The following is a 19,607-nucleotide window of genomic DNA, read 5'->3' on the forward strand; positions in this document are numbered from 1 at the left end:
CCGCCGCTCAAGCTGCGTTGCGCAGGCCGGCGAGGAACGTGTCGACGCTGTGCGACAGCGCGGAGGCGTGATCGCCCAGCTGGCTCGATGTATCCATCACGTTGCCGGTGAGGGCGCGCGATTGGCCGGCGGCCTCGCTCGCGCCGGCGATATTGGCGGAGACCTCGACGGTGCCGGAGGACGCCTGCTGGACGCTGCGGGCGATCTCGCGCGTCGCCGAGTCCTGCTGCTCGACGGCGGCCGCGATGGCGGTAGCGATGCCCGAGATCTCGCGGATGGTGCCGCTGATGTCGCCGATCGCGCTGACGCAGTTGCCGGTGGCGGACTGGATTGCGCCGACCTGGCCGGCGATCTCCTCGGTCGCCTTCGCGGTCTGGCTCGCCAGCCCCTTCACTTCGGCTGCGACCACGGCAAAGCCGCGGCCGGCCTCGCCGGCGCGCGCGGCCTCGATGGTGGCGTTGAGCGCCAGCAGGTTGGTTTGGCTCGCGATCGCGCTGATCAGGCGCAGCACGTCGCCGATCTTCTCCGCGGAGACGGCGAGGCTCGTCACCATCTCGGTGGTCTCCATCGCCTTGGCCACGGCATTGTCGGCAACGCGGCTGGAATGGGTGACCTGGCGGCCGATCTCGGTGATCGAGGAGGCCAGCTCTTCGGTGGCGGCTGCGACCGCATTGACGCTGGCCGACGCCTCCTCGGACGCGGCGGCGGCCGCCGCGGTCCGCTCAGAAGTGCCGTTGACGCTGGTGGTGATCTCGTTGGCGACGCGCTGCATGGCGCTCGACGATTGCGCCACGGCGGCGACCATGCCCTTGACGTCGGATTCGAAGCGGTCGGCCATCTGCCGCTGCAGCGCCTGCTTGTCGGCCGCAGCCATCACTTTGTCGGCCTCCTGCGCATCGCGCAGCGAAGAGGTTTCGAGCATGCCGCGGCGGAACACGTCGACCGCCTTCGCCATCGTGCCGAGCTCGTCGCGCCGCTCGCTGCCTGATATCGTGACGCTGGTGTCGCCGCTGGACAGGCGGTTCATGACCGCGGTGATCGCGGTGAGCGGCCGCGACAGGCCGCGGCCGAGCAGGAACGCGAGCAACACGGCCGCGGCCAGGATCGCGACGGTGCCGAGGATCAGATTGCGCTGCGCGCTTGCCGCGGCGGCTTCATAGTCGCTGGTGTCCTTGATGATCTCGAGCACGGCGACCGGTTCGCCGGCATAGTTTTTGATCTGCCCGAGATAGAGCTCCACCGCATGGCCGTCGAGCTTCGCGTCGCGCAGCAGGGCTGCACCGTTCATCACGCCCTTGAGCTCGTCCTGGGTGGCGACCACGGTGTCGCCGAAGGTCGAGGACAGCCGCTTGAAGCTCTTGCCGTCGAAGGAATGCACGGCGAGCTCGATGCCGAAGCGCTTCTTGGCGCGGTCGACGAATTCCTTGCCGAACGCGGCGCCGACGTCGACATTGGCCAGCGTCTTGCCGTCATGCATGACCGGGGTCATGCCGAAGATCGAAAGCGCCTCGCGGCCGGGCTCGACGCCGACGATCGGCTTGCCGGCCTTGATCGATTCCACCACCGTCGTGCGCCGCGTCGAGGCGTCGTCGCCGAACAGTTTTGGCGCATGGACCCGGTAGAAGCTGGTCGCCGGGGCCTGCCAGAACGAGATCAGCGGGATGCCTTGCGCCTTCATCGACGCCCAGGGCGCACTGAGCAGCTTGCCGAGGCCCTCGCGGTCGCCTTTGGCGATGGCCTCTTCGACCGGCGGCAGGGCGGCGATCACGGCCGAGACCGCAAGCGCGGCGCGCCCCTCATATTCGATTGCTGCAATCACGCTGTCATATTGCAGCTTGAGCTGCTGATCGAGCGCGAGCCGCGTCAGCGTGCGCTGCTGGCTGATGCAGAAGCTGCCGAGGATGGCGCAGGCGACTGCAACGGTCAGTGAGATCGCCAGGATCAGGCGGGCGGCAATCGATCGAAGCTTGAACATGGGGCCAGTGGAACTCCAGGCATTAGCGCCGGCCGCAAAGTCTCAGAAAAAGCTTAACAACCGGGTGTTGTTGCCGCCGGTATTCGTACCGCGATCATTGCAGGCGGGTGCGACTTTCGTACTGTCCGGCTAAAACGCAATGAGATTGGGTTGAAGCAGTCGGACCGCAGACCCGCTTCGCCTCTCCGCCCTGCGGGGCGGTCGAGACCGGTGAAGCTCGCTCTTACGCCGACGCACCCCGAGCGACGCTGAGCGTCGTCGGTCGAGAATGCCCCGAAGCGGACGTCGCGCAGTGAGCTACGTCCGGCCTCTCAGCCTAAGAGAATTTGCCCCATGTCCGTTCCGTGGCCCACCATATGAGCCCGCTGCCGCCGACAGCGAATACGCCCAAGCAGATCCAATCGTAAATCCCCGCGGCAACGACCCCAGTGCCCAACGCGACAACGGGTACGGTCATCGCAAGATAAAAAGGTCCAGTGTATCGGCAGTGCGTGCGACTACAGCGCTTCGCATTCAACAAGCATGCCGTGCCCATCCAGACGAGGGCGACGATCCAGACTACGGTGCGAAAAGATACGGAGACAAATAGACTGGCAAAAATAGCTGTTTTGGGGATCCACCACGCCAGCGAGCTGGTGTAAACGCCGCCAAGCCAGTCGCGGGAGGTTTGGGTTGGCACGTTGGTCGTCGCCGGTTCAGGTGCAGCAGGAGGCGGCCCCCGGCTCGCCAGAACGGACTGCCTGGATTGGCGGACAGGGCGCGGAGCCGTAGGAGCAGAACACGCAGCAATCGCCCGCCTTGGGCTTTAGCTTTGTTCCGCAGCCGGTGCATTCGTAGAAGAACTGACAGGCGTCGGTTGGCATGGTCTCGGCTTTGGCGGTGGCACAGTGCGGACAGGTGATGGTCGATTGAAGTAGCATCGGATCAGCTCTTGGGTGCGGACGGATAACCCGCCTTCGTGGTCGCCGAGGTAAGTTGGCTCACATCAGCTTTGGCGTCGTCATAGATCACCGTTGCCGTCTTGTCCTTGTAGGACACCGCTACTTTCGCAACGCCGGGGACGGCTTCCAGACTGCCTTTGACGATCGAAGGACAGGCCGCGCAATCCATGTTCTTTACAGCCAATGTAAGGGTTTTCTCTGCTGCCATGGCTGGAGACGACGCGATGATACCGAGGGCGAATGCTGCGGCGGCGAGGGGTTGCCTGTTCATGGGAAAATCTCCGGTTACGAGTTGAGAAAAAGCGGCGCGATGAAGTCGAGGCCGAGCGCGGCGACGACGAGGATCGTTGCGAGGACGAGGCTTGTCTTGACGATGCGGCTCGGCAGCGGGCGTGCGCAGGCCTCACCGTCAGCGCAGGCGCGCGTTGATGCGCGGTAAACTAGCCAATAGCCATATCCGAGGAGCGCAAGCGTCGCGGTGATGAAGTATGGCTGATAGGCTGCAAGCTGGGTGAAATTCCCGATCCATGCCCCACTGACCCCAAGGCCGAACAGCACCAGGGGCAAGATGCAACAGGACGAGGCCGCGAGCGCCCCGAGCAGCCCACCTGCCGCTATGAGACCTTGCCGCCGCCGGTTGTCGCCAATGTGATCAGCTTGATTGATTGTCATGGGCTAAACCGTACATCCTGTAGCGACTACAGGATCAAGGACGATTTCATGCGGACCATCACGTCTTCGGGAGCCGAAAACATCTCAATCGGTGAGTTGTCCAAGCATAGCGGCGTGAACATCGAGACCATCCGCTATTACGAGCGCATCAAAATGCTGCCGCCGCCCCCACGCACCGCAAGCGGGCGGCGGGTCTATGGGCCAACCGAAAAGCGGTCGTTGGCGTTCATCCGGCGCTCCCGTGACCTCGGCTTCACGCTTGAGGAAATTCGAGCCCTGCTGGCCTTGGGAGGTCCAGAACGTGCATCGTGCGCCGACGTGCACAAGATAGCGAGCGCTCATCTGGCGAGCGTTCGGAGTAAGCTCTCCGACCTCGTCAAGCTCGAAGCTATCTTGGCGGAAACGGTCGCTCGATGCTCTGAAGGCGCTACACCCGATTGCCCGGTGCTCGATATTCTGGATGCCGGTCGGGAAGGCTAGGCCATATATCCGATGCATGTCGGTTGTCGGCCCATAGCTGGCGGCCTGAATGACCTTCGAGAACGTCGGCTCTCCGACGTGAACCGGACGTCCCTGGGTTCGGTCGCGATCGACGGCTTTTGACCCAACGCGGACTTCCCTCTCAATGCAACTAGAAGCAATCAGTCCCTCGCGGTTTGAGTGTGAATAAGCCTCGAACATTGACCGCTCTATCGTTCGTGGGATCAATGCTTTGACGCGTAGATCGGCCTTGAGACCCCGCGCCGGTCACCGTAGAATTGAAGACCTGCAAACCAGCGACGAGTTGCGAGTTCAGCACAGGGAAGTTACTCGCGTCTAAAACTGACAATGGCTCTTCCTGTTGGCCCCTTGAATAGGTGACATCGTCATGAGCATGGGTTTAGACCGCAAACCGCAGGTACGCCGGACGACGCCGCCGTCGGAAAGTGTCGTTGCGAGCTGGTACGAGAACGCCAGTTTGCTCGATAGCTACAGCATTGACTTGAGTGCATCGGAACAGTCGAGCATGCGCGAGCTGGCGACGCGGACACTCGTCAATCCACCCGCGTGGCAAAAGGCGTTGATCGCGCTGCGCGACGCCATGGTTACGCCCTTTGGCATCAAAACCTCCGATACGGTCAGGACGGCCCCGGACAGCCATGAACGGGTGGACTTCTTCCCGGTGCACTGGGAGGGCAAGGACGAAATCGTGCTCGGTACCGATGACCGACACCTGGACTTCCGGCTATCTCTGCTCCGACGCCATTCTCCAACAGGCACGTTGCTCATCGCGACAACCGTCGTGCATACCCACAATGCCTTGGGCTTCACCTATCTCAACGCGATCAGGCCTTTTCATCACCTCGTGGTCAGGGCCAACCTGGCGCGCTGTGCACAAACACAACTGCAGTAGAGTCGACACGGCGGATTGATGAGTGCACGCCCTCGTTCAATCTGACTTCATCACGTTTCAGCGGGCGGTCGGCGGCGCGGAGAGATTGCCCGCCAGGATCGCCTTCCCCGCATCTTCATACTGGGTGTCGCGGGCCTGGATCTGCTGCGCGATCGCGTGCATGTCGCGAAACCGCCGCTCGAACGGATTCTTCGCGAACACCGCCGTTGCCCCCGACATGTGATAGGCGATGTCGACCACGGCGGCCGACTGGTGGATGGTCCAGGTCGCGGCGATGCGGATCGCGATGCGATGCGCCTCGCTGATCGGATCGCCGCGGGCGAGATCGCTCCAGACGTCGTGCGCCGTCGCGTACAGATAGGCGCGCGCGGCGCGCAGGCTCGCCTCGGTGCGGCCGATCTGGCCCTGCACGGCGTTGTTGTCGCGCATCGCCTTGAGGCCCTGCGGGGTCTTGCCGCGGGCGAGCTCGGTCGCCGCATCCAGCATGGCGCGCGCGACGCCGAGCGCGGTGGCGGCAAAGCCCATGCTGAACACCATGTTGGTGGAGAGCTTGTAGAGCGGACCGCCCTCGCGGCACGCGGCGGGATCGTCGCGCAGCGCGGCGAATTTTTCCGGGATGAAGAGGTTGTCGACCGAATAGGAATCGGTGCCGGTGCCCTTCAGGCCGATGACGTCCCAGACGTCGTACATCACAGCCTGCGACACCGGGAACAGGATGGTGCGGATTTCCGGCGAGCCGTCGGCCTTCTTGCGCGGTGAGCCGTCGGCCTCGACGACGCGAACGTGGGCACCGAGCCAGCTCGCCTGCCACGAGCCCGAGGCAAAGTCCCAGCGCGCACTGGCGCGGTAGCCGCCGGGCTCGGCGCGCACCTCATGGGCGATCGCGCCCCAGGCCAGAATGCCGGGCGCGGTGTTGAAGATTTCATTGGCGGCGTCGGGCTCAAGATAGGCCGCGGTCATGGCGCAGACGCTGCACTGGCCGAGGCACCAGGCGGTCGATGCGTCGGCCTTGGCGATCTCCTCCTGCATCTGCATGAAGGCATCCAGCGTCGCCTCGGCGCCGCCGAAACGCTTCGGCAGCAGCGCGCGATAGAGCCCATTCTCGACCAGGGCCGCGGTGACGGAAGGCGTCAGCCGCCGCGTCCGTTCGATCTCGTCGGCTTCGCTTGATATCAGCGGCGCCAGCGCGCGCGCCCGCTCGACAAGGTCTACTCCCTGCGGCTTGTTCATGCGTGTCCTCGGCCCCTTCCGACGTTCTTGTTGGGCGGGTTGAGGCAATGGTGGCCCATCCGGCAAAGGAGGGCAAGGCGGGGCGGCGCCGGCGCAGATCAGCTATCCATCGCGGCCGCGCGCGCGATCGACGCACGCATCCGCGCTCAGGCGGCGGCGCGGCCGAGATCGAGCGACGGCTGGCGCTTGGTGGAGAAGCTCAGCGCCACCGCGACCGCGGCAAGGCCGATCGCAAAGGAACCGGCGTGCAGCCACGTGTAGCCATGGAACGTGTCGAACACGTAACCGCCGGCCCACGGCCCGAGCGCCATGCCGAGGCTCGCGAAAGCCGACACCGCGCCGAACACTGTGCCCATGATGCGCGCGCCGAAGAACTCGCGCACCAGCACCGCATAGAGCGGCATCACGCCGCCATAGGCGAGGCCGAACACCACCGACAGCGCGTAGAACTCGCCGAGCTGCGCCACCGCAAGATAGGTCGCGATCGACAGCGCCTGCACCAGCAGGCCGCCGACCAGAACCGGCTTGGCGCCGAGCCGGTCGGCCAGCACGCCGAGCAGCAGCCGTCCGCCGAGCCCGGAGAAGCCGGCGAGGCTGTAGACCGTGACCGCGGTGAGCGGCGCGATGCCGCACACCATGGCGTAGGACACCATGTGAAAGATCGGGCCCGAATGCGCCGCGCAGCAGGCGAAATGGGCCAGTGCCAGCGTGATGAATTGCGGCGTGCGCAGCGCCTGCGCCACGGTCCATTCCGCTTGCGGCGCATTGCCAGCCGTTGCGATCGCGACGTTCGATCCCTGCGGTGCCGGGCGCACCAGGAATGATGCGGGGATCAGCAGCGCCCATGCAGCGATGCCGATCACGAGCATCGCGAAGCGCCAGTCATAGGCCGTGATCAGCCAGCTGGCGGACGGTGCGACCGTCACCGGCGATACACCCATGCCTGCCGACACCAGTGCGACGGCGAGGCTGCGATGCTTGTCGATCCAGGCGCTCGCAAGCGCCATCATCGGCGCATAGAAGCTGCCGGCGGCGATCCCGATCAGCACGCCGAAGCAGAGCTGGAATTGCCACAGGCTCTGCGCCTGGCTTGCCGTCACGAGGCCAAGCCCGAGCAGCAGGCTGCCGGCCAGCACCACGATGCGGGTGCCGAAGCGGTCGGACAGCGCGCCCCAGGCGAACGCTGCAAAACCCATGCAGAGGAAATCCAGCGTCGCCGCCGCCGAGACGCCGGCGCGCGACCAGCCCATCGCATCCGAGATCGGCTGCAGGAACACCGCGAGCGACAGCATGGTGCCGAAGCCGACGCAGGTCATCAGCGCGCCCGCGCCGACGACGACCCAGCCATAGTCGAACCGAGCGTCCTTGCTCATGCGTTTCCCCGGCGCTGTTGTTTATTGTGGTGCGCGCAGGGAGGATGGTGACCTATCCGAGGTCCGGGGGCAATATGACGGGCAACATGCCTCTTATTCCGGGATCAGCGGATCGTGCGTTGCATGCGCAAGATGTCGCAGCGACGCGCGGCTAGAGCGGGGTGAAGTGAGGTTGAATCGATTTGGCCCCGGGGTTGGTCCACCTCTCCCCGATGGGGAGAGGTCGATTTGTGCAGCAAATCGAGTGAGGGGCCGCAGCTCTCACGAGGGACCGTAAGCCCTCACCCGGCGCTCCGCGCCGACCTCTCCCAAGGGAGAGGTGAGCCTCCGACGCCGCTCCAGCCCAAACCTGATCTCATCACGCTCTACCCGCAGTTCCAGGCCCGGCCGATCGGCGTCCAGCTCCAGCACGGACCGTAGCTGCCGCCATTGTAGCGCCCGCCGCCGTGGAAGCCGGGGCGGCCGAAATAGTGCCAATCCCCGCCATAGTAATATTCCGGCGAAAAGTCCGGATAGCCGCGGGCGGCGCCGCGCGGGCCGAGCACCGGAATGGTCTCGTTGGGCGGCTGCCGGTAGCCGGGCAGGAAGCCATAGCCATGCCAGCGGGCGGTCTGCCGCTTCTTCGAGGAGGCGGCCGAGCTCAGATCCGGCTGCAGCAGTGCGAGGATGACGATCGAGAATGACAGGATGCGCAACATGATCGAAGCTTAGTCGGGCCGCCGCGTCGTGGCGATTCAAATCATGGTGCGTTTTGTTGCTGGGACAAGAATGGGCAACAAGCGTGCCTGCGACAGCGTGTCAGCTATCCGGCTACTGTGCATGGGGTTGTTTTCGAGATTTTCACCCAGAGCGGGACCGGCGTGCTTGTCGGCAAGCCGGCGGCAGTTCGAGACGGCGCCTCAGCTATCCACCTTGAGCGCGGCAATGAAGGCTTCCTGCGGGATGTCGACCTTGCCGAACTGCCGCATCTTCTTCTTGCCTTCCTTCTGCTTCTCCAGAAGCTTGCGCTTGCGCGTGATGTCGCCGCCGTAGCACTTCGCGGTGACGTCCTTGCGCAGCGCGCGCACGGTTTCGCGCGCAATCACCTTGCCGCCGATCGCCGCCTGGATCGGGATCTGGAACATGTGCGGCGGGATCAGTTCCTTCATCTTCTCGACCATGGCGCGGCCGCGGCCCTCGGCGCGGGTCCGATGCACCAGCATCGACAGCGCGTCGACCGGCTCGGCGTTGACCAGGATCTGCATCTTGACCAGGTCGGCCGGCTTGTAGTCGGTCAGATGATAGTCGAACGAGGCGTAGCCCTTGGACACCGACTTCAGCCGATCGTAGAAATCGAACACCACCTCGTTGAGCGGCAGGTCGTATTTCACCATCGCGCGGGAGCCGACATAAGTGAGCTCCTTCTGCGCGCCGCGGCGGTCCTGGCACAGCTTCAGCACGCTGCCGAGATATTCGTCCGGGGTGAGGATGGTGGCCTCGATCCACGGCTCCTCGATCTCGGCGATCTTGACCACGTCGGGCATGTCGACCGGGTTGTGGATCTCGAGCTCGGTGCCGTCGGTCAGCTTCATCTTGTAGATGACGCTCGGCGCGGTCGCGATCAGGTTAAGGTCGAACTCGCGCGACAGCCGCTCCTGGATGATCTCGAGATGCAGGAGACCGAGGAAGCCGCAGCGGAAGCCGAAGCCGAGCGCGGCCGAGGTTTCCATCTCGAAGGAGAAGCTGGCGTCGTTCAGCCTGAGCTTGCCCATCGCCGCGCGCAGCGTCTCGAAATCGTCGGCGTCGACCGGGAACAGGCCGCAGAACACCACCGGGATCGCCGGCTTGAAGCCCGGCAGCATTTCGGTGACGGGCTTCTTGTCGTCGGTGATGGTGTCGCCCACGCGCGTGTCGGCGACTTCCTTGATCGCCGCGGTGATGAAGCCGATCTCGCCGGGACCGAGCTCGTCGACCTGCGTCATTTTCGGCGTGAAGAAGCCGACGCGCTCGATGTCGTAGGCCGCGCCGGTGCCCATCATGCGGATGCGGCTGCCCTTCTTCATCACGCCGTCGACGACGCGGATCAGGACGACCACGCCGAGATAGACGTCGTACCAGCTGTCGACCAGCAGCGCCTTCAAGGTCGCGTCGCGGTCGCCCTTCGGCGGCGGCAGGCGGGTGACGACGGCCTCCAGCACATCGGGCACGCCGAGGCCGGTCTTGGCCGAGATCATCACGGCGTCGGAGGCGTCGATGCCGATCACGTCCTCGATCTGCTGCTTGACCTTCTCGGGCTCGGCCGCGGGCAGGTCGACCTTGTTCAGGACCGGCACGATCTCGTGACCGGCGTCGAGCGCATGGTAGACGTTGGCGAGCGTCTGCGCCTCGACGCCCTGGCTGGCGTCGACCACGAGCAGGGAACCCTCGCAGGCCGCCAGCGACCGCGAGACCTCGTAGGCGAAGTCGACATGGCCGGGCGTGTCCATCAAATTGAAGATGTAATCCTTGCCGTCCTTGGCGCGGTAGTTCAGCCGGACGGTCTGCGCCTTGATGGTGATGCCGCGCTCGCGCTCGATATCCATCGAATCGAGCACCTGCTCCTTGCCCGCCATTTCGCGATCCGACAGGCCGCCCGTCATCTGGATCAGGCGGTCGGCAAGGGTCGATTTGCCATGGTCGATATGGGCGACGATGGAGAAGTTGCGGATGTTCGAAATCGGGGCAGTTGTCATGGGGCGCGGGATAGCATCCGCACCCCAGCGCGGGCAACCATATTGCGGTATTTTGCAGGGATGTGACGGCGAATCACGGCCGTGTTTCAGTCAGATCTGCCGTGATCGATTTCCGGGCATGTTTCTGCTAGGTGTTTCGGCCCAAAACCGTGGATCTGACGATGCGCTGGACCCTTCTCGCCGCCGGATTGCTCGCCATGTTGTTCGCAGCGCCGGCGGCCGCCGACAAGCGCGTCGCGCTGGTGGTCGGCAATTCGACCTATCAGAACGTGTCGCGGTTGCAGAATCCGAAGGACGATGCGCAGCTCGTGGCTGGCACCTTGCAGCGGCTGGGCTTTGCGCTGGTCGGCGGGCAGGCCCAGGTCGATCTGGACAAGGCTGGCTTCGATGCCGCGATCCAGCGCTTCGGCAGCCAGCTGATGGGCGCTGACGTCGCGCTGTTCTATTACGCCGGTCATGGCATCCAGGTGCGTGGAACGAATTATCTGGTGCCGGTCTCGGCGAATCCTGTGCGCGAGGCCGATGTCGATTTCCAGATGGTCGATGTCGGCCTGGTGCTGCGGCAGATGGAAGGCGCGGGCACGCGGCTCAACATCGTCATCCTGGACGCCTGCCGGAACAATCCGTTCGGCGGGCGCGGCTTGCGCGCTGCCGATGGGGGCCTCGCCCAGATCCGCGCGCCGGAGGGCACGCTGCTGTCCTACGCGACCCAGCCGGGCAACGTCGCGCTCGACGGCGATGATGGCCACAGCCCCTACACGCGCGCGCTCGTCGACACCATGCAGAAGCCCGGGCTCGACGTGCTGCAGGCGTTCAATCAGGTCGGCCTCATCGTCAAGCGCGCGACCGGCAGCGCGCAGCAGCCCTGGGTCTCCACCTCGCCGATCGACGGCTCGTTCTATTTTGCCGGTAACACACCGGCGCAAGTCGCGACCGCCGATCCGCCGGCGACGGTGATCCCGCCACCGCAAAGCCTGCCGCCGCAAAACGTGCCGTCATCGGCACCGCCGGTGGTGCGCACGCAATCGGATTTCATCATCCCGGATTCCGACAGCCGCCTGCTGTCGGAAAGCGATCTCAGGCTGCTCAGCAAGGACGATCTGCGGATCGCGCGCAATGAAATCTTCGCGCGGCGCGGGCGCTATTTCAACGCGCCCGACCTGACCGCGCGGTTCAGCAGGTTCGCATGGTACGTGCCCCGCTCATGGGATCCGCCGCTCAATGCGATCGAGAGCGCGAATGTCGCGCTGATCGATCGCTTCGAATCCGGTAGCGGCACTGCGCCGAGCGGTTTCATCTTCCCGGATTCCGACCGGCGCCTGCTGACGCCGGCCGATCTGAGGCGGCTGTCGCGGGACGAGCTGCGGATCGCGCGCAACGAGATCTTCGCTCGCAGGGGACGCTATTTCGATTCCGCCGATCTCAAGGCGTATTTCGCCCGCTTCCCCTGGTATGTGCCGAACAGCTGGAATCCGAAGCTGAACGCGATCGAGGAGGCCAATGTCGCGCTGATCGATCAGGCCGGAAAGCGCTGAATGACCGCGCGCGGCACGGCCTGCATCGTTGCTCTGCTGGCGCTGCTGCCGCCGCTCGCACACGCGCAGAGCAACAGCGAACTGCTCGACCGCCTGGTGCGCGCCTATCCCGATGCGCTGTCCGCCCATGACGACACCACGATCACCTGGCGCGACGGCACGGTGATGCCGGTCGACGACGGCGTCTCCGGCAAGCCGTTCGATCAGCTGCTGCGCAATGCCTCGATCCTCGACCAGATGCGGCAGCCCTATCCGTCCGGGCCATCGGCGCCGCCGGCCCCGAACGTCGATCCCGGCCGTTTCCGCAATGAGGCCTTCTTCACGAAGATGTATGGCGACTGCAACACGGCGGAGGTCCGGCGGAACCTGGTGACGATCACCTGGCTGCCGCGGTCTTGGGGCAAGCCGGTTCAGGTCACGCGGGTCAATGGCGTCGCCGAGCGTCTCAAGCAGGTCTCCGCCGAGATCGACGCGCTCGATCCGGCGCTGCGCGCCGCGGCCTTCCCGATCGCCGGTGTGCTATCTTGTCGCGCCGTCGCCGATACCGGGCGGATGAGCATGCATGGCTATGCGGCCGCCATCGACCTCAACCTGAAGGTCTCGGATTACTGGCTGTGGGCAGGTAAAAGCAAAACCATCCCCTACAAGAACCGGATGCCGCGCGAGATCGTCGACATTTTCGAGCGTCATGGCTTCATCTGGGGCGGCAAGTGGTACCACTACGATACCATGCATTTCGAGTATCGGCCGGAGCTTCTCGGAAACTGAACCGGCTCCTTGGAGGCGTTCTCACGCCAAGCTGATTACACTGGCCACAAAAACGCGCTAAAGCGCGATGAAATGCTGGTGAGCAATCACTCATCGCTCCTTCCGCTTCCATTCGGCATGATCGTTCCGGGAAACCGCTTTCCACGTTTCCGGGTCATGCCTCAGGCACAGGCCATGTCGACCGCCACTGCTCTCCCTGCCGCAAGGCGAACCACCCGCAGACTGACGATCCGGCGGATCGCCGCCTGGATTGCCTCGCGCGCCACCGATCCCAAGACCAGCCTGTGGCTCGTGATCGGCTTCGCATTGGTTCACGCGGTGCTGTGGACGCTGATCCTGGTCAAGCTGAAGGCTGCGCAGGACGTCCATATGGATGTCGCGGAGGCCTATGCCTGGGGCCAGCGCTTCCTGCTCGGCTATGGCAAGCATCCGCCGCTGTCGGGCTGGATCGCCGGGGTCTGGTTCAGGATCTTCCCCGTCACCAACTGGTCGACCTACGCGCTCGCGATGGCAACCGTCAGCTTCGCGCTGGTGATGTGCTGGCTGATCGCGCTGCGCGTCGTCGATCGCCGCCGTGCGTTCTTCATGGTGGTGATGCTCGCGCTCTACCCGATCTTCAATTTCAAGGGCTTCAAGTACAACGCCGACCTCGCGCAGCTGGTGCCGTTGCCGCTGCTGGTGCTGGCCTATCTGAACGCGTTCGAGAAGCGCAGCTTCAAATCGGGGCTCTGGCTCGGCTTTGCCGGCATGCTGGCGCTGATGACCAAATACTGGGTGGTGACGATGATCGGCGCCGTCGGGCTTGCCGCGCTGATCCATCCGCAGAGGATGCAATTCCTGCGCTCGCCGGCGCCATGGGTTGCGATCGGCACGATGGTCGTGACGATGATCCCGCATCTGGTGTGGCTGGAGGAGGTGAACTTCGTGCCGTTCACCTATGCCGGCGACGTCTACGCGCTGTCGAGCCGCGAGCTCAACGTCCAGCTCGTGATCGGCTACATCGTGCACAATCTCGGCCTGCTCGCGATTCCGACCGTGCTGGGCCTTGTCGCGCTGCTGCTGGGGTCGGTGCCATGGCGGCCATCGGACGTGCTGGCGCGGATCTGGTCGCGCGGACCCAATCCGGCCGTCAACCTTCCGCAGGCGCTCAACATCTGGATCATCCAGCTGATCGTCGCGATCGGGCCGCCGCTCGGCGCACTGGCATTCACCGTCTACATCAAGACCGATTGGGGCATCCCGCTGTTCTTCCTGGTGCCGCTTGCGCTGGTTGCGATCCCCTCGCTGCGTTTCTCCCGCATGGCGCTGTTCTCGATCATTGCGGTGTGGTTCGTGGCCACGATCGCGACGCTGATCGCCGCGCCCAGCATCGCCACGCAGGAGATCGCCTCCAACCATATCGGCGGCTCGACCTACGCCGCGCGCTCCGAATTGGCGCGCGAGCTGACCCAGACCTGGCAGGACAGATTCCATTCGCGCTGGGCGGTGGTCGTCGCACGCTCGGACATCGGCGAGCCAATGACGTTCTACAGTCCGGATCATCCGGCCTCGCTGGTGCCGGGCGAAGCATGGTCGTCGGGGCTGACGTCGCTCGACGAAGCTAAGCGCCTCGGCTTCATCGGCGTCTGCGACACCACCGATCCGGTGTTCCTGCAGCCATGCGAGGCGTGGATGGCGGAGCATGCCAAGGATGCCGAGCCGCTGGTGATGAACACCATGCGCTTCTTCAACGGCCATCCCGGTCCATCGACGGTGTGGAAGGTCTATCTGGTGCCGCCAGCGAAGTAGCCATTTCCGGGTATAGTGCCCGTTCCGTCATCCTGAGGTGCGAGCTCTTGCGAGCCTCGAAGGATGAATCGGCCACCGGCGGGGCCGTGCATCCTTCGAGGCTCGCTCCGCTCGCACCTCAGGATGACGGGAGAGGCTTTCGCCTGGCACAGCGCGCGAGGCGGGCGCTTACGTGCCTTCTTCGTTGAACTTGCTGGCGACGAGCTCGGCGATGGCGTCCAGCGCCTGCTGCGCCTCGTCGCCTTTCGCGGAGACCACGACCGTGGTGCCGGGCCCTGCGGCCAGCATCATCAAGCCCATGATCGAGGTGCCGCCGACGGTTTCGCCGCCGCGCGTCACCCAGATCTCGGCGTTGAAGCGCTCGACCAGCTGGACGAACTTGGCCGATGCCCGCGCATGCAGGCCGCGCTTGTTGACGATCAGGAGTTCACGCGAGACGGCGCCCGCTGGCACGCCCGGGCCGACATGGTTTTCGCCCGGGGCCTCGCCGCTCATTTGCCTGCGAGAACGCGGCTGGCGATGGTGACGTATTTGCGGCCGGCTTCCTGCGCCATCGCGATCGCGTCGGGCAGCGAGCGCTCCTCGCGAACCTTGGCGAGCTTGACCAGCATGGGAAGATTGATGCCCGCGAGCACTTCCACCTTCGGGCGGCTCATGCAGGAGATCGCCAGGTTCGACGGCGTGCCGCCAAACATGTCGGTGAGGATCGCAACGCCGTCGCCGCTATCGACGCGATTCACCGCCTCGATGATGTCGCTTCGACAGAGGTCGGAATCGTCCTCGGCCCCGATCGTAATCGCTTCAATTTGTTTCTGCGGACCCATGACGTGTTCGAGCGCGGCTCTGAACTCGTCAGCAAGGCGCCCATGGGTCACCAGCACTAGACCAATCATCGGAAACTCCTCGCGGGCGCCCTTTGGTGCACCGCACGAACGCGCCACTTTGACCATCCAGAGGCCCTGCGCAAGAGGGCATCTTGGCTAGTCTCCCGGTTCCTGGCGGTAGAGAGGGGAGGCTGCGCCGGCAAAATCCGACGCGATAGTGGATGTGATATGGTTACCAATTCCCTTCTCACAATTGGCCGCAAGATTACGGGAACATGAACTTTCAGGTTGTCGTCAGCGCAGCGACAACCAGCGGCAGGGGTTGGAAGCCGGCCGGCACGGGAATTCGCGGTATTGAAACACCATTTAAGCAGATCTTGAGTGCCTCGGGCGGCGGCAGCCGCTCGGCATCGTCAGCGGCGAGGTCGACGATCAGGCCGACCACGGCCTCGCCTGCGAACGGACAATGGCGGATTCCGAGGCCTCGGATCTCGATCAGACCGGCCAATTGCTGTGCCGGGCGAACCCACAATTGTTCGCCGGCTGTGTCGAGATGGACACGGTCATCCCCCACTAAAATGACCGGCGGAAGCGCTCCGGTGCGCCCGGCGAGAATCAGATCGAAGGCCAGACGCGACTTGCCGGCGCCCGACGGGCCGCGGATCAGCACCGCACGCTCGCCGACCAGAACGGCGGATGCGTGCACGCTTGAATTGTCGCTCATAGTGTCGGCAGCCTGACCACGAAACGAGCGCCGGCGACGGTGGGCTTGCCGTCTTCGTCCGCAGGGCCCGCGCGGTTCTCGGCCCAGATGCGTCCGCCATGCGCCTCGATGATCTGCTTGGAGATCGAAAGCCCGAGGCCGGAGTTCTGGCCAAAGCCCTGGTGCGGGCGGTCGGTGTAGAAGCGCTCGAAGATCCGCTCCAGCGCGTCCTCGCCGATGCCGGGCCCGTCATCGTCGACCACGATCTCGACCTCGCCGCGGGTGCGGCGGCAGATGATGCGCACCTTGTCGCCCGGCTTGGAGAACGATTGCGCGTTCGACAGCAGATTCGAGACCACCTGGCCGAGCCGGGAATCATGGCCGGGCACCGAGAGCGTGTCGGTCGGTCCGCGGCCCTCGAAGCGGGCTTCGACGGCGACGTCGTGGCCGAGCCGGGTTTCGTTGGCGACGCTGGTCAACGTGGTCAGCAGCCGGCGCAGATCGACCGGCGCCATGTCCTGGCGCTGCAATTCGGCGTCGAGCCGGCTCGCGTCGGAGATGTCGGAGATCAGGCGGTCGAGCCGCTTGACGTCATGCTCGATCACCGCGAGCAGCCGCGCGCGGCTGTTCTCGTTGCGCGCCAAAGGCAGCGTCTCGACCGCCGAGCGCAGCGAGGTCAGCGGGTTCTTCAGCTCATGGGCGACATCGGCGGCGAACATCTCGATCGCCTCGATGCGGCTGTAGAGCGCGTTGGTCATGTCGCGCAGCGCGCCGGAAAGATGGCCGATCTCGTCGCGGCGTCCGGTGAAGTCGGGAATCTCGACGCGGGTCTGGATGCGGTGACGGACGCGCTCGGCGCTTTCCGCGAGCCGCCGCACCGGGCCCGCGATCGTGCTCGCCAGCAGCAGCGACAGCATGATCATGACGGCGGATGCGACCCCGCCGATCTTGAGGATGGCGAGGCGCTCGGACATCACCAGCTGGTCGATGTCGTCGCCTTGGGTGGTCAGCATCAATGCGCCGCGCACGGCGCGGAAATGCTGCACCGGAACGGCAACCGAGACGATGATCGCGCCGCGATCGGTGACGCGCACCGCGCTGCCCTTCATGCCCTCGAGCGATTGCGCGACTTCGGAATAGCCCTTGCCGCCTTCGGGGCCGAGCTCGCGGTAGATCGGCAGGTCGCCGCGGTTGAGCCAGGTCTTGATCGTGGCCTTGGTCTTCTCATACAGCGACGGCTTCTCCGACGGCGGCGGCAGCTCCATCCGCAGCACGTCGCCGCGCGCGAACAGGTTGCGGCTGTCGAGGATCAGGCCGCCATCGCGGTCGAAGATGCGGGCCCGCGTCTTGGTCGGCGCGATCAGGCGGCGCAGGGTCGGCGCGACGCGCTCGGGATTGATCGGGAAGTCAGCAGATTCATCCGGCTGGCCAAAACTCTCGCCGGGCTTGAGGTCGAGCAGCCGGTCGGGATCGATGGTGACGGTGTTGCCTTCGACGGTCGCAGACGCCGCGATCGCCTCCGAGATGATCTCGGCATAGACCAAAAGGCTCTGCGTGCGCGCCTCGATCAGGCCGGCGCGGAACTGCGAGAGATAGAGGATGCTGGCGACCAGCGCGACGAGGCCGGCGAGGTTGAGCGAGACGATGCGGCGGGTCAGGCTCGAGAACGACAGCGCGAAGAAGAATTGACCGGCGCGGCGCACCCAGCCGAGCGGGCGGCGCCAGCCCTTGTCCTGCGCCAATTCGTCGGCCACGGCCTCTTGATCGAGGAGCTGTGACGCGTCCTCGGTGTTCAGTCCCTGCTCGAGCTGCGTTCGATCAAGCACTGGCAAAGCTGCCGGTTGGTATGGATGTCGTCCCGCGAAGCAGACAGTCGCCCGAGCTTACCCCAGCCGTGCGGGGCCTGTCAGTTAACAAGCCGCCCGGGAAGCGCAGATCAGGCTTCCTTGAAGCGATAGCCGACGCCGTACAGCGTCTCGATCATCTCGAAATCGTCGTCGACCACCTTGAACTTCTTGCGCAGCCGCTTGATGTGGCTGTCGATGGTACGGTCGTCGACATAGACCTGGTCGTCATAGGCCGCGTCCATCAGCGCATTGCGGCTCTTCACGACGCCGGGGCGGGTGGCGAGCGCCTGCAGGATCAGGAATTCGGTCACGGTGAGCGTCACCGGCTCGTTCTTCCAGGTGCAGGTGTGGCGCTCCGGATCCATCCGCAGCAGGCCGCGGTCGAGCGCGCGGGCATCCGGCTCCTTCGGTGCCGCGGTCGGATCCTTCGGCTGGCCGCGGCGGAGCACGGCCTTGACGCGTTCCACCAGCAGGCGCTGGGAGAACGGCTTGCGGATAAAATCGTCGGCGCCCATTTTCAAGCCGAACAATTCGTCGATCTCTTCATCCTTCGAGGTGAGGAAGATCACCGGCAGGTCGGACTTCTGGCGCAGCCGGCGCAGCGTTTCCATGCCGTCCATGCGCGGCATCTTGATATCGAGGATCGCAAGATCGGGCGGTGACGTGCGAAACCCATCCAGCGCCGACGCACCGTCCGTGTAGGTCATGATGCGATAGCCTTCGGCTTCGAGCGCGATCGAGACCGACGTGAGAATGTTGCGGTCGTCGTCGACCAAGGCGATTGTGGGCATGAGCTGCTTTCACAATGAGAGTGGTTTAGACGGCGGGCACTCTGGCGACTCGCCGTAGAATATGGGCTTCGAACGCGGTCAACGAGCAATGCAAGCTGGGCTGAAGTGTGACCGAGTTCCGCAAAACGCTCTGCGACCCACGCGTTGGACCCCCATATAGCACCCTGAGACCGTGAGAAAAGGCCCTTTTTTCAACGGGAACCGGCCCGATTCGCCTCCAAAATGACCTGATAGGCCCATGCAACCGACCGCCGACTTCGACCCCGCCCACCTTGCCCGCTCGCTGCTCCGCCGCAGCCGCCAGGGCGCGCTCGCCACGCTGATGACCGGCTCCGGCGACCCCTATTGCTCGCTGGTCAACCTGGCCAGCCACCCCGACGGCTCGCCGATCCTGCTGATTTCCCGGCTGGCGCTGCATACCAGGAATATCCTGGCCGACGACCGGGTGTCGCTGATGCTGGACGAGCGCGCCGAGGGCGACCCGCTGGAGGGCGCCCGGATCATGCTGGCCGGCCGAGCGGAGGAGGTCGCGGAGGCCGAGCGGGAGCTCGTCCGCCGGCGCTACCTTGGCGCTCATCCGTCGGCGGAAGCCTTTGTAGAATTTAAGGATTTCTCGTTTTTCGTGATCCGGCCGGGCGGCGCCCATCTGGTCGCCGGGTTCGGCCGGATCGTCGACCTCAAGCCCGCGCAGTTTCTGACCGACCTCGGTGGTGCCGAAGCGCTGCTGGAGGCCGAGCCGGGCGCGGTGGTGCATATGAACGAGGATCACCGCGAGGCCATGGACCTCTACGCCACGCGGCTGCTCGGCGCGGACAGTGCCGACTGGCTGTGCACCGGCTGCGACCCCGACGGCATGGACATGCAGGCTGGCCGCGACACGCTGCGGCTCGATTTCCCCGAGCGGGTCAGCAACGGCACCGAACTGCGCAAGATGTTGGTGCGGCTCGCCGGCGAGGCGCGCGCCAAAGGATAGAGGGAGGGATAGGGAGCACGACCTGCTCACCCCGAACGGCGGTGCTGGCGTGACGAGGCATGGTGTCGCACGGTGCGGCTCCG

19 protein-coding genes are annotated in these 19,607 nt (G+C 65.0%); 6 read left to right on the forward strand and 13 right to left on the reverse strand.

All coding sequences use genetic code 11. The features are described 5' to 3' along the window. Nucleotides 1-7: 7 nt before the first annotated feature. The 4 genes from AAFG07_RS03515 to AAFG07_RS03530 form a co-directional block, all read right to left on the reverse strand. Nucleotides 8-1,975 (reverse strand): methyl-accepting chemotaxis protein, encoded by a 1,968-nt coding sequence (locus tag AAFG07_RS03515; protein WP_342726038.1) that lies wholly within the window; start codon nucleotides 1,973-1,975, stop codon nucleotides 8-10. 695 nt (nucleotides 1,976-2,670) lie between these two features. Next, nucleotides 2,671-2,895 carry a GDCCVxC domain-containing (seleno)protein gene (locus AAFG07_RS03520; protein WP_342726039.1) on the reverse strand — a complete coding sequence of 75 codons (225 nt, stop codon included), beginning with the start codon at nucleotides 2,893-2,895 and terminating at the stop codon, nucleotides 2,671-2,673. Nucleotides 2,896-2,899: 4 nt separating this feature from the next. Further along, on the reverse strand, nucleotides 2,900-3,187 hold the full coding sequence (gene merP, locus AAFG07_RS03525) for a mercury resistance system periplasmic binding protein MerP (protein ID WP_342726040.1): 288 nt from the start codon (nucleotides 3,185-3,187) through the stop codon (nucleotides 2,900-2,902). 14 nt (nucleotides 3,188-3,201) lie between these two features. Next, nucleotides 3,202-3,588, reverse strand: a complete 387-nt coding sequence (locus tag AAFG07_RS03530; protein WP_342726041.1) for a mercuric transporter MerT family protein — start codon at nucleotides 3,586-3,588, stop codon at nucleotides 3,202-3,204. Nucleotides 3,589-3,636: 48 nt separating this feature from the next. On the opposite strand from AAFG07_RS03530, the gene AAFG07_RS03535 reads away from it, so the two are divergent. Beyond that, nucleotides 3,637-4,068 carry a helix-turn-helix domain-containing protein gene (locus AAFG07_RS03535; protein WP_342726042.1) on the forward strand — a complete coding sequence of 144 codons (432 nt, stop codon included), beginning with the start codon at nucleotides 3,637-3,639 and terminating at the stop codon, nucleotides 4,066-4,068. 388 nt (nucleotides 4,069-4,456) lie between these two features. Beyond that, a complete protein-coding gene (locus tag AAFG07_RS03540) occupies nucleotides 4,457-4,981 on the forward strand; it encodes a DUF2867 domain-containing protein (protein WP_342726043.1) in 525 nt (174 codons plus the stop codon). A 57-nt stretch (nucleotides 4,982-5,038) separates the two neighbouring features. On the opposite strand, the gene AAFG07_RS03545 is transcribed toward AAFG07_RS03540, so the two are convergent. The 4 genes from AAFG07_RS03545 to lepA form a co-directional block, all read right to left on the reverse strand. Continuing rightward, complete coding sequence (locus AAFG07_RS03545; protein ID WP_342726044.1) at nucleotides 5,039-6,211, reverse strand: acyl-CoA dehydrogenase family protein; 1,173 nt, start codon at nucleotides 6,209-6,211, stop codon at nucleotides 5,039-5,041. Between the two features lie 146 nt (nucleotides 6,212-6,357). After that, the gene (locus tag AAFG07_RS03550) at nucleotides 6,358-7,584 is read right to left on the reverse strand and encodes an MFS transporter (RefSeq protein ID WP_342726045.1); all 1,227 of its coding nucleotides are present in this window, start codon (nucleotides 7,582-7,584) and stop codon (nucleotides 6,358-6,360) included. Nucleotides 7,585-7,949: 365 nt separating this feature from the next. Further along, complete coding sequence (locus AAFG07_RS03555) at nucleotides 7,950-8,282, reverse strand: hypothetical protein (protein WP_342726046.1); 333 nt, start codon at nucleotides 8,280-8,282, stop codon at nucleotides 7,950-7,952. Between the two features lie 201 nt (nucleotides 8,283-8,483). Beyond that, nucleotides 8,484-10,295, reverse strand: coding sequence for a translation elongation factor 4 (gene lepA / locus AAFG07_RS03560; RefSeq protein ID WP_342726047.1), 1,812 nt, complete (start codon nucleotides 10,293-10,295; stop codon nucleotides 8,484-8,486). Between the two features lie 161 nt (nucleotides 10,296-10,456). Between lepA and AAFG07_RS03565 the strand changes: the two genes are divergently transcribed. The 3 genes from AAFG07_RS03565 to AAFG07_RS03575 all read left to right on the forward strand — a co-directional run bounded on the left by AAFG07_RS03565 (nucleotide 10,457) and on the right by AAFG07_RS03575 (nucleotide 14,386). Then, on the forward strand, nucleotides 10,457-11,830 hold the full coding sequence (locus tag AAFG07_RS03565) for a YARHG domain-containing protein (protein ID WP_342726048.1): 1,374 nt from the start codon (nucleotides 10,457-10,459) through the stop codon (nucleotides 11,828-11,830). Further along, the gene (locus tag AAFG07_RS03570; protein WP_342726049.1) at nucleotides 11,831-12,598 is read left to right on the forward strand and encodes a M15 family metallopeptidase; all 768 of its coding nucleotides are present in this window, start codon (nucleotides 11,831-11,833) and stop codon (nucleotides 12,596-12,598) included. It abuts the gene before it with no gap. 174 nt (nucleotides 12,599-12,772) lie between these two features. Next, a complete protein-coding gene (locus tag AAFG07_RS03575) occupies nucleotides 12,773-14,386 on the forward strand; it encodes a glycosyltransferase family 39 protein (protein WP_342726050.1) in 1,614 nt (537 codons plus the stop codon). A gap of 168 nt (nucleotides 14,387-14,554) precedes the next feature. On the opposite strand, the gene AAFG07_RS03580 is transcribed toward AAFG07_RS03575, so the two are convergent. From AAFG07_RS03580 to AAFG07_RS03600, 5 genes are all read right to left on the reverse strand, one after another. Next, entirely contained in the window at nucleotides 14,555-14,881 is a 327-nt protein-coding gene (locus tag AAFG07_RS03580) for an HPr family phosphocarrier protein (RefSeq protein WP_342726051.1), read from the reverse strand. Then, nucleotides 14,878-15,279 carry a PTS sugar transporter subunit IIA gene (locus AAFG07_RS03585; RefSeq protein WP_021076632.1) on the reverse strand — a complete coding sequence of 134 codons (402 nt, stop codon included), beginning with the start codon at nucleotides 15,277-15,279 and terminating at the stop codon, nucleotides 14,878-14,880. Before AAFG07_RS03585 ends, AAFG07_RS03580 begins: the two co-directional genes overlap by 4 nt. A 214-nt stretch (nucleotides 15,280-15,493) precedes the next feature. Next, nucleotides 15,494-15,934, reverse strand: coding sequence for an HPr kinase/phosphatase C-terminal domain-containing protein (locus tag AAFG07_RS03590; protein ID WP_342726052.1), 441 nt, complete (start codon nucleotides 15,932-15,934; stop codon nucleotides 15,494-15,496). Continuing rightward, nucleotides 15,931-17,739, reverse strand: a complete 1,809-nt coding sequence (locus tag AAFG07_RS03595) for a sensor histidine kinase (RefSeq protein ID WP_342726053.1) — start codon at nucleotides 17,737-17,739, stop codon at nucleotides 15,931-15,933. Before AAFG07_RS03595 ends, AAFG07_RS03590 begins: the two co-directional genes overlap by 4 nt. Before the next feature lie 110 nt (nucleotides 17,740-17,849). After that, a complete protein-coding gene (locus AAFG07_RS03600) occupies nucleotides 17,850-18,551 on the reverse strand; it encodes a response regulator transcription factor (protein WP_016843287.1) in 702 nt (233 codons plus the stop codon). A 238-nt stretch (nucleotides 18,552-18,789) separates the two neighbouring features. Here AAFG07_RS03600 and AAFG07_RS03605 point away from each other — a divergent pair, with 238 nt between their 5' ends. Further along, nucleotides 18,790-19,524 carry a DUF2470 domain-containing protein gene (locus AAFG07_RS03605; RefSeq protein WP_342726054.1) on the forward strand — a complete coding sequence of 245 codons (735 nt, stop codon included), beginning with the start codon at nucleotides 18,790-18,792 and terminating at the stop codon, nucleotides 19,522-19,524. The last annotated feature ends 83 nt before the right edge of the window (nucleotides 19,525-19,607 follow it).

The organism is Bradyrhizobium sp. B097 (genome assembly GCF_038957035.1).
Classification (GTDB): Bacteria; Pseudomonadota; Alphaproteobacteria; order Rhizobiales; family Xanthobacteraceae; genus Bradyrhizobium.